Genomic DNA, 7,498 nt, shown 5'->3' with positions numbered 1-7,498 from the left:
CATTGGAAGACATCCTCCAGCTTGCTCTGTTCTCGATCCTATATAACCTAATAGCTTCTATCTTCCCGCGTTTACAAAAACACAAACTAGAGTAGAACCAGAAAGGTTCGACCTGGCTTTGAGAACCCATCGGGCTTACCCTTTTCAGTGCGTTCTACATTCGCTTTGGATTTAGGTGTCAACTATATTCCGGTGAGGCTTGAGACCTGCTGTTTACTGCTTCGACAACCAGTAAACCTCTTCTGAAACTCTTACGAGTGCTTCAGCTTGCTCACGTACCTTTTTTTGGTTCAGGTGTATCAACCTCTTTTCACCTGTCAATCAATAACGGAACTGACGTTGATTCACCAATGTTCACCTTATCCAGCTTTCCCTTGCCCTGCCATCCCTGGAGGTTAAGAATGGTTCAGGCTTTTGTGCCTTGCACTCCATCAGGGTCATTACTTACTGCTGATGTAGGCGGGGTCAATGACCCTTTTACAGGGGAACATGGGGCAGGAACCCAAGGGGAAGACGGCTTCCCAGTAGAGGCGCAATACTTAAGGTCGCGCGTCGAAATCGATTTGATTTGAGATCTCAATCCATTTCGATCTCAAAATTTTAAAATCTTTGCACAGTAGGAGTTTCAAACTACACTAGATTCACCAAAATTGTCAGCAGATTCGCTCTTACCCTTGTGCTGCTTCAGTTTTCAAAGATTAAATCGAAATGGTTTGAGATCCTAAACCATTTCGATCCATGATACACTTTCTTTTTTTAGTCTAGTCCAGTAGATTCAACAGAGAAAGTTGTTATGAAAGGCTGCGAGCTTTCCTCTTTCTATAGCCGACTAGGAACCACGACAAGTATGGAGCTTGCCTGTTTGAATCACAACAAGGGCGATCGCGCTCTAGAGCAATCGGTTATCCTGAGAACAGAAGTAGTATAATGCCTGGGAGGATTGAACGTGTCTAGCGTTGAATTTCAAGCCAAAGTTGAAAATGGCAATATCGTAATTCCTGACGAATATCGGCAAGAATTATCAGAAGTCGCTACTGTAAAGATTGTTATATCAAAGCAGTCCAAACAACAATTTATTCCATTCGATATCATGGATGAGTTAGCACAAAACCCTGTTTCAATTTCAGGAATTCGCACGATTTCGCGAGAAGAAATGCACGAGCGATAAAAGATGGATGAGCCGCTTTGTTTTATTGATTCCAATGTTTGGCTTTATCGTCTAACAACCGATCCAAACTCAAGTGAGGCTATTGAAGTTAGAAAACGGACGATGGCAATTGAGCTAACTAATAGTGTTAACGGTATTGCCAGTACTCAAGTTATCAATGAAACTTGCTCCGTATTACGTAGAAAGGCTGCATTTACTGAAAAACAAATTAAGCAAGTTATTCAATCTTTCTACAATAGAATTACTGTAGTAAAGTTGACTAATGAGATTCTCATAAATGCATCTGACTTACGAACTCGCTACAGCTTGTCATTTTGGGATGGTTTGATTGTTGCTACTGCATTATCTGCAAATGCTGATATTTTATATTCAGAAGATATGCAAGATAATTTGGTTATCGAGCAAAGACTGACAATTGTAAATCCCTTTAAGTAAATGTATAACCTTCTTCAATCTGCATTGGTAAACTGTACTTTTGTAGTCATAGCTTTTAATTTTATAAGTTTAACTGCGATCCTTGCGGGCGATCGCCTGCCGATAAGCAGCCTCAGCCGCCACCCCACGCCCGTACTCGCTGTAACGCCGGAAAGCGCTTTCCGATTCGTGCCGTGTCAGCTTCCGCGCTAGATAACTGTCTATGCCCATCAATACCAAGCGAGTGGCAAAGGTATGGCGCAACTGATGTGGATGAACTACCAGCAATCGTTTGGCTTTTGTTTTCAATTGGGGCGGTAGGTACGCCAATGCCCATTGGGGAAAATTAGATGGATTGTTGAGAGCCAAAAATGTTTGCATTTGCTGGGTTTGAGTTTCATCTAAACAGCTAGATAATTCATGCCGCTCAAACCAATCTTGGATCAACATTCCACAAGCGATGTGTCCCAAATCCCGCACCATTTTGTAAATGCCATCATATCCCAAACGTTGGGAATTCAATTTTGGTTTTGGAGAATGGGAGAGGAATAGTGGGTTTATCTCCTCCATAGTCGTGTTTTCTTGCTGCCGTCTCGCTTCCAGGTAGTTGTCTAGAGCAAGCGACGACTCTGGAGCTAGGGGAACCCAACCAGTACTATCGTGTTTGGCTTGCCGGATAAATACTCGCTCGCCGTCGTAGTCGGATACATTCAGCTGCGAAACTTCTTCTGCCCTCAACCCATGTTCCAGTACTGCTAGAATTGCTCGATCGCGCAATTGCATTTCGCCTCGATATGACAACGCTTCATACAGTGCTTCGACTTCGGCATCTGACAAATGCTGTGGTTGTGGTTTTTTCTGCGGCGGAATCGTCACGGCAACTGTAGGATTTTCATTGATGTAGTAGCTAGCAGCCATCCACTTGAAGAAACTTTTGAGCGCGGTCATCGCAACGGCAACTGTGGAAAGCGATCGCTGCTGCTTCCCATTATCGGTAGCACAAGTCTCTAAGTCATGCTTGTAGTTAGCAACGTCGCGACCCGTAATGTCGTTCCAAGCTTTATCCGTCCAGTCCACAAAGCGCCTCAGCTCGCGCTCGTAGGCTTTTTTCGTATTCGGTGCGATCGTTCTGGCATGGAAAAATTCTTCCACGCGCAACCAGCGTAAGTCACGAGGGGGTTGGACTGGTTGTTCGTTTGGTGCGCGGCTCCTGATATTGTGAAACTCCAGAATTGGCTGGGGTTTGTTCGTAGGGGTGAAGGCAGACACGGTATTTTCCCCAAATTTTTCTAAAATTATAGTTCCTGATAAGCAAGATATGTGACCAATATCGCGCTTACACTATACTTACACTAAATTAACAAGCGTGCTAGACTGAGCGAGAGACTCCTACCCTGTAACCGTCATGGGTCGTCCTATCAGCAAAATCTGTCGCCAGTGTGCCACCCTATCTGTAGAAGAAGCTAAAGAAATTCACGGCGAACACGGCGAGCGCTGTTGGAATCCTCAAGTTTGCCATCGTCGGCGCTCTCACTACCGTCACCGCGATGACAACAATCGCTCCCGTCGCCGGACGAAGAGGATGGGAACTTCGGCAAGTACAGAGCTACTAGGAAGAGTCGAGATCGAACCGCCAGTCCCTCAAGCGGCGATCGCTGCTGTTTTGGTATTGTATCGCCAGCACAAAAATTCGCCAGTCCATGCAGTTGCTGCCGAAATCTGGCAAGGCAATAATCTCATTGCTTCGGTCAAACCCATTCACTGCATGGGGATGCGCGGCGATCGGGTGAGCGAATATCTTCAAGAGATTTTAGAATTGCTCACGCAACAATTCGGAGTTGTGCGGTTTGAGGACATAATTAAAGAAGTCCCCGTCCAAAAGTGTCCGATTCGTCCCTGCCCTTTGCAGATTTAGCAGGCAATTATGAGCAATCAATTTTTGGCACAATGTCGCGATCGAGGAGAAGCGATTGCCAATCGGCAACTGAGATCGTTCGTGCAAGCACAACTAACAAATTTGTCCGAATAGCAATCGTGAAAGCTATCCAACTCGAACTTGACCTATGGAGTAACCTGTCAGCCGCCGCCGCCTCTCCACTTGCTGCCAACATGAACCAACTGTGGCAGGATTTGGAAGTGGCGATCGCACCTCTACCACAGCAATTACAATTGGCGATCGTTCCCGAAGCCATCTTGAGGATAGCTCAAATCCATGCCGAGCGTGCCCAATCCCTGCTTGATGACTGGGAAGCAACCGATGAGTGTGATGACGAACCAATTTTAAACGAAGATATCCTGGCTCCAATGCTGCGTCAAACAATGACATTAGATCTAGAGGCATTGCTAGAGCCACCACCACTATACCCGCGCTCTTCCCACTCAAACTCTCAATCGGTGGCAAGTGTGGTAGACAAAGCAGCCATGCTGGATGTGTTGGACGACATAGCAACCGAACGCCCAGATGAAGAAGACCCAGGACTAGTAGCACATGTGGAAGATATCTCTGCTTGGACAAGCGCGATCGCTGAGTATTTTAGCAGTAGACAAGTACAAAGCTTACCGCTGCTGGAATTAGTACAAAAGGTACGCTACCCAACTCAAAAGCAGCAGGACTGTGGTTCGCAACTAGTCAAGACTTGGTTGGCATTGTTGTTAGGGGGATTTAGGCTAGAGCAACAAGAATTCTACGATTTAGAGAGCATCGAGGTTTGGTGCTAAAATCCCTTTGCAAACGAGATCCAGTTGGAAATGGTTTGAGATCTCAAACCATTTTCGGCACTGTTGCTTGGCAAATACCATGCATATCAGAATGGAGACGAGCGCTGAGTTAAACTCGCCTAGAAATTCTGGTTGTGTCGCAAAAACGATTTGAGGACAGGGAATCCTTCTCAATTCCTGTTGCTTATTGTGCAATGCCAAAAAGTTGAGACACTAACTCTATTGAAGCTCGCACATCACCTTTTTCAATGCCGTAAACTTGACCTTGACGAATCATGTTCATTGCCTCAAACCCCTTTAAAGTTCGTCGTGCCGTGTTGAATGAATCAAATCCCATTCCCAGTTTGGTCAAGCGCTTGATGAATCGATGATCCTGTTCCACCTGATTGTTCAAATATTTCACCTGCCGTAGTTCTGTTGTCTTGGGTAGTTGCTGATTGGCTTTGCTAGCCTCGATGGCAGGTGGGTAAGCCGCATTTTTATCCACGTTGACAACTTTTGGAGTCTGAGTGTGAGCAGCATTGAGGGTTTTGCGCAAGAACCGCTCTGCTGCCTGTGCATCACGTTTGGCACTCAGCATAAAGTCCAAGGTATTACCATCTGAATCTACCGCACGATACAAGTACTTCCACTGCCCTTTGACCTTAATGTAGGTTTCATCCACTCGCCATGAATCGTTGGTAGACCGGAGATGCGGACGAATCCGTTTGTCCAATTCCGTGGCGTATTTCAGCACCCAACGGTTAATTGTCGAATGATCCATGGCTATGCCTCGTTCTGCCATCATCTCTTCTAAGTCTCGATAGCTCAAGGCGTACCGACAGTACCAGCGCACATTGAGCAAGATGATTTCCGGTAAAAAGTGTCGCCACTTAAATACAGAGGGAGTAGACATGGGAAAGGTGGGTGGAAGTTTTCAGCTTTCCCACCTTATCATTTTTCAGTTTTTGCGACACAACCCTAAATAAGCAATGATAGTAGAGTAGTAGGTAGTTAATACAGATTAACCCTCTCATATCACTCTAGGCAAGTAAAATATTGACAAAACTTGGAAACATTTGCTGTGTAAAGCTTTTAGGCGCGATTTTCTAATACTTTCCTTTTTTTGTAGGAGTTTTCTCAAAATCCTTATCTAAAGCAGGCTTCAGAATTTACTCTCACTAAAGTGATTAAGGAGGCTTAATTGCGTCCAATGCCTGCTTGTCCCAAGTGTTCTTCTGAGCAAACTGTCAAAAAGGGTCGAATCCACAATGGTAAACAACGATTTATTTGTCATGAGTGTGGTAGGCAGTTTGTAGAAAAGCCGCAGAAGAAAGTAATCGACTCTACAACACGGGAGTTACAGCAATTTTTAGGTAATTAGACTACAAAAGGGGATAAACTAAAACATTTCAGTGATAGAAGTGCAAGCGCTTACGCAGAAACTTAAAAATATGCTTTCCTCCTCTTCGGCATCTCTCAGTACCAAATTCACGCAGGAGATTTTACAGACGTTTCCTCGTGCACCCGTTACCTCTAGTGCTAGAGCTAATTGGGATCATATTTTGCTCGTTCACCATCATCAACCGGCTTTTAGTGTGCCCGAACACTGTCTGCCTTATCACCAAATTTGCATCAAGTTAGGTAAACCCTATCTTTTCAAGCAAGTTGTTGATGGACGTGCTGAGACATTACAGGCTGTTCCTGGTCAGATCGGGTTGTATCTGGCTAATCTCAGTCAATCCTATTGTTGGGATAGCGAAGCCGAGTTCCTACAACTCTATTTAGCTCCAGAACTATTTAGGCAAATCAGTGAAGAGACTTGGGGGAACGACCGCATTGAATTCATCCCTCAACCATCAGCGTTGAGCGATCCCTTAATTGTACAGATTGGTTTGGCGCTTAAGACGGCTCTTGAAACCGAAGGTTTAGATAGTCGTCTCTATGCGGACTCCATGACGCATGCTTTAGCTATGCATCTTTTATCTCGATACTCAACGCGAAAGCCAGCAGTTTTACCTCCCCGAGGCAGCTTATTACAGCAGCCACTTAAACAAATCATTGAATACATTCAAGAGAACTTGGGCCAGAACGTAAGCTTAGCTGAACTCGCCGAGATTGCTAAACTCAGTCCCTATCACTTCGCCCGTTTGTTCAAGCAATCTACAGGCTTACCTCCTCATCAATATCAAATTAAATGTCGAGTTGACCGTGCTAAAGACTTACTTAAAACAAATTTAGCGATCGCAGATATTGCTCAAATCGTTGGATTTTCTAGTCAGGGACATTTGAATTATCACTTCAAGCGTCTTGTTGGAATCACTCCCAAAGCCTTTTTGCGACGATAGCAAGATCTTGTAAAAACGCCGCAAGCTCTTAGCATACGATCTGTCTGTGTGTCTGTCATAGTGGATTTAACTCAGAAAGGAGAGAGAATATGCCAGCACGCAAACCAGAAGAATGCGACATCCTACTTATGGAGGCGCTTCAGCGAAAGGATCTAGAGACCGTCGTTGCCCTCTACGAGCCAAACGCCACGTTTGTACTCGACTCGGGGGAGGTTGTCACAGGTCAAGCGGCCATTCGTGAGGCCCTCAAAACGTGGATCGCGTTTGACGAAGTCAGTTTCACAACAGAGATCAAGGCATTCCAAAGCGCAGACGGGAATCTTGCCATGTCGCGTGGAACGTGGAGTGCTACCACCAAGGGACCCGATGGCAATCCGGTCACCTTAACGGGGAAAAATGCCGAGGTGGTCCGTCGTCAGCCGGATGGGACGTGGCTATTCGTGATCGATAATCCACGTGGAGCGGATTAACCGAAGCACGCTTTAAGTGGTTTACTGCGACGGCATCGGCTGCAACGCCTCGACCAAGGGCACACTCAATCTGGCGCGACTGGGGTTTCGCGTGAAGGAGTTGATGGGTGGTTTGGATGGGTGGAAGCGAGACGGATACCTCACCGAAGGACAGCGGTTCAGAGGTGAGTAATGGAGACCATAAGGTTGTGTTGCAACTCCTGGTATTAGTCTGGTAGAAGTAGCATTTGTATCTACTGTTGCTCGCTCAACCCACCCCGTTCATGTCCAAGCACCCTTTCAAGTGGCGTCATTTCCAATCCGACATCATCCTGTTGTGCGTTCGATGGTACTTGCGCTACCCACTCAGCTACCGTAATTTGTCAGAAATGATGTTGGAGAGGGGACTAACGGTGGATCGT

At 45.8% G+C, this 7,498-nt stretch carries 10 protein-coding genes and 3 pseudogenes; 11 read left to right on the top strand and 2 right to left on the bottom strand.

Annotated features, from left to right (window positions below; genetic code table 11):
- Positions 1–401 precede the first annotated feature (401 nt).
- From H6G17_RS20320 to H6G17_RS20310, 4 genes are all read left to right on the top strand, one after another.
- A complete protein-coding gene (locus H6G17_RS20320) occupies positions 402–572 on the top strand; it encodes a hypothetical protein (RefSeq protein WP_192160246.1) in 171 nt (56 codons plus the stop codon).
- Positions 573–793: 221 nt separating this feature from the next.
- Positions 794–928, top strand: coding sequence for a hypothetical protein (locus H6G17_RS34205; RefSeq protein ID WP_277876049.1), 135 nt, complete (start codon positions 794–796; stop codon positions 926–928).
- Positions 929–946: 18 nt separating this feature from the next.
- Positions 947–1,168, top strand: a complete 222-nt coding sequence (locus H6G17_RS20315) for a hypothetical protein (RefSeq protein WP_192160245.1) — start codon at positions 947–949, stop codon at positions 1,166–1,168.
- Positions 1,169–1,171: 3 nt separating this feature from the next.
- On the top strand, positions 1,172–1,603 hold the full coding sequence (locus H6G17_RS20310; protein WP_192160243.1) for a PIN domain-containing protein: 432 nt from the start codon (positions 1,172–1,174) through the stop codon (positions 1,601–1,603).
- A 69-nt stretch (positions 1,604–1,672) separates the two neighbouring features.
- On the opposite strand, the gene H6G17_RS20305 is transcribed toward H6G17_RS20310, so the two are convergent.
- Positions 1,673–2,851, bottom strand: coding sequence for a tyrosine-type recombinase/integrase (locus H6G17_RS20305; protein ID WP_192160234.1), 1,179 nt, complete (start codon positions 2,849–2,851; stop codon positions 1,673–1,675).
- A gap of 136 nt (positions 2,852–2,987) precedes the next feature.
- Here H6G17_RS20305 and H6G17_RS20300 point away from each other — a divergent pair, with 136 nt between their 5' ends.
- Complete coding sequence (locus H6G17_RS20300) at positions 2,988–3,497, top strand: hypothetical protein (RefSeq protein ID WP_192160228.1); 510 nt, start codon at positions 2,988–2,990, stop codon at positions 3,495–3,497.
- A gap of 119 nt (positions 3,498–3,616) precedes the next feature.
- On the top strand, positions 3,617–4,300 hold the full coding sequence (locus H6G17_RS20295) for a hypothetical protein (RefSeq protein WP_192160226.1): 684 nt from the start codon (positions 3,617–3,619) through the stop codon (positions 4,298–4,300).
- 184 nt (positions 4,301–4,484) lie between these two features.
- Here the strand turns inward: H6G17_RS20295 and H6G17_RS20290 are convergent, their stop codons facing one another.
- Positions 4,485–5,195 carry an IS6 family transposase gene (locus H6G17_RS20290; protein ID WP_192160224.1) on the bottom strand — a complete coding sequence of 237 codons (711 nt, stop codon included), beginning with the start codon at positions 5,193–5,195 and terminating at the stop codon, positions 4,485–4,487.
- Positions 5,196–5,492: 297 nt separating this feature from the next.
- On the opposite strand from H6G17_RS20290, the pseudogene H6G17_RS20285 reads away from it, so the two are divergent.
- The 5 genes and pseudogenes from H6G17_RS20285 to H6G17_RS20270 all read left to right on the top strand — a co-directional run.
- Positions 5,493–5,642: pseudogene (locus tag H6G17_RS20285) on the top strand (IS1 family transposase); the annotation flags it as partial.
- A gap of 91 nt (positions 5,643–5,733) precedes the next feature.
- On the top strand, positions 5,734–6,627 hold the full coding sequence (locus H6G17_RS20280; protein WP_192160221.1) for an AraC family transcriptional regulator: 894 nt from the start codon (positions 5,734–5,736) through the stop codon (positions 6,625–6,627).
- 89 nt (positions 6,628–6,716) lie between these two features.
- Positions 6,717–7,097 carry a DUF4440 domain-containing protein gene (locus H6G17_RS20275; protein WP_192160219.1) on the top strand — a complete coding sequence of 127 codons (381 nt, stop codon included), beginning with the start codon at positions 6,717–6,719 and terminating at the stop codon, positions 7,095–7,097.
- Positions 7,093–7,269, top strand: a pseudogene (locus tag H6G17_RS34750) (rhodanese-like domain-containing protein); the annotation flags it as partial. The gene H6G17_RS20275 and the pseudogene H6G17_RS34750, both read left to right, overlap by 5 nt.
- 91 nt (positions 7,270–7,360) lie before the next feature.
- A pseudogene (locus H6G17_RS20270) lies at positions 7,361–7,492 on the top strand (IS6 family transposase); the annotation flags it as partial.
- Positions 7,493–7,498 lie beyond the last annotated feature (6 nt).

It is taken from the genome of Chroococcidiopsis sp. [FACHB-1243], from assembly GCF_014696895.1.
In the GTDB taxonomy this organism is placed as follows: Bacteria; Cyanobacteriota; Cyanobacteriia; order Cyanobacteriales; family Chroococcidiopsidaceae; genus Chroococcidiopsis.
This window is presented reverse-complemented; position numbering and strand designations above follow the sequence as displayed.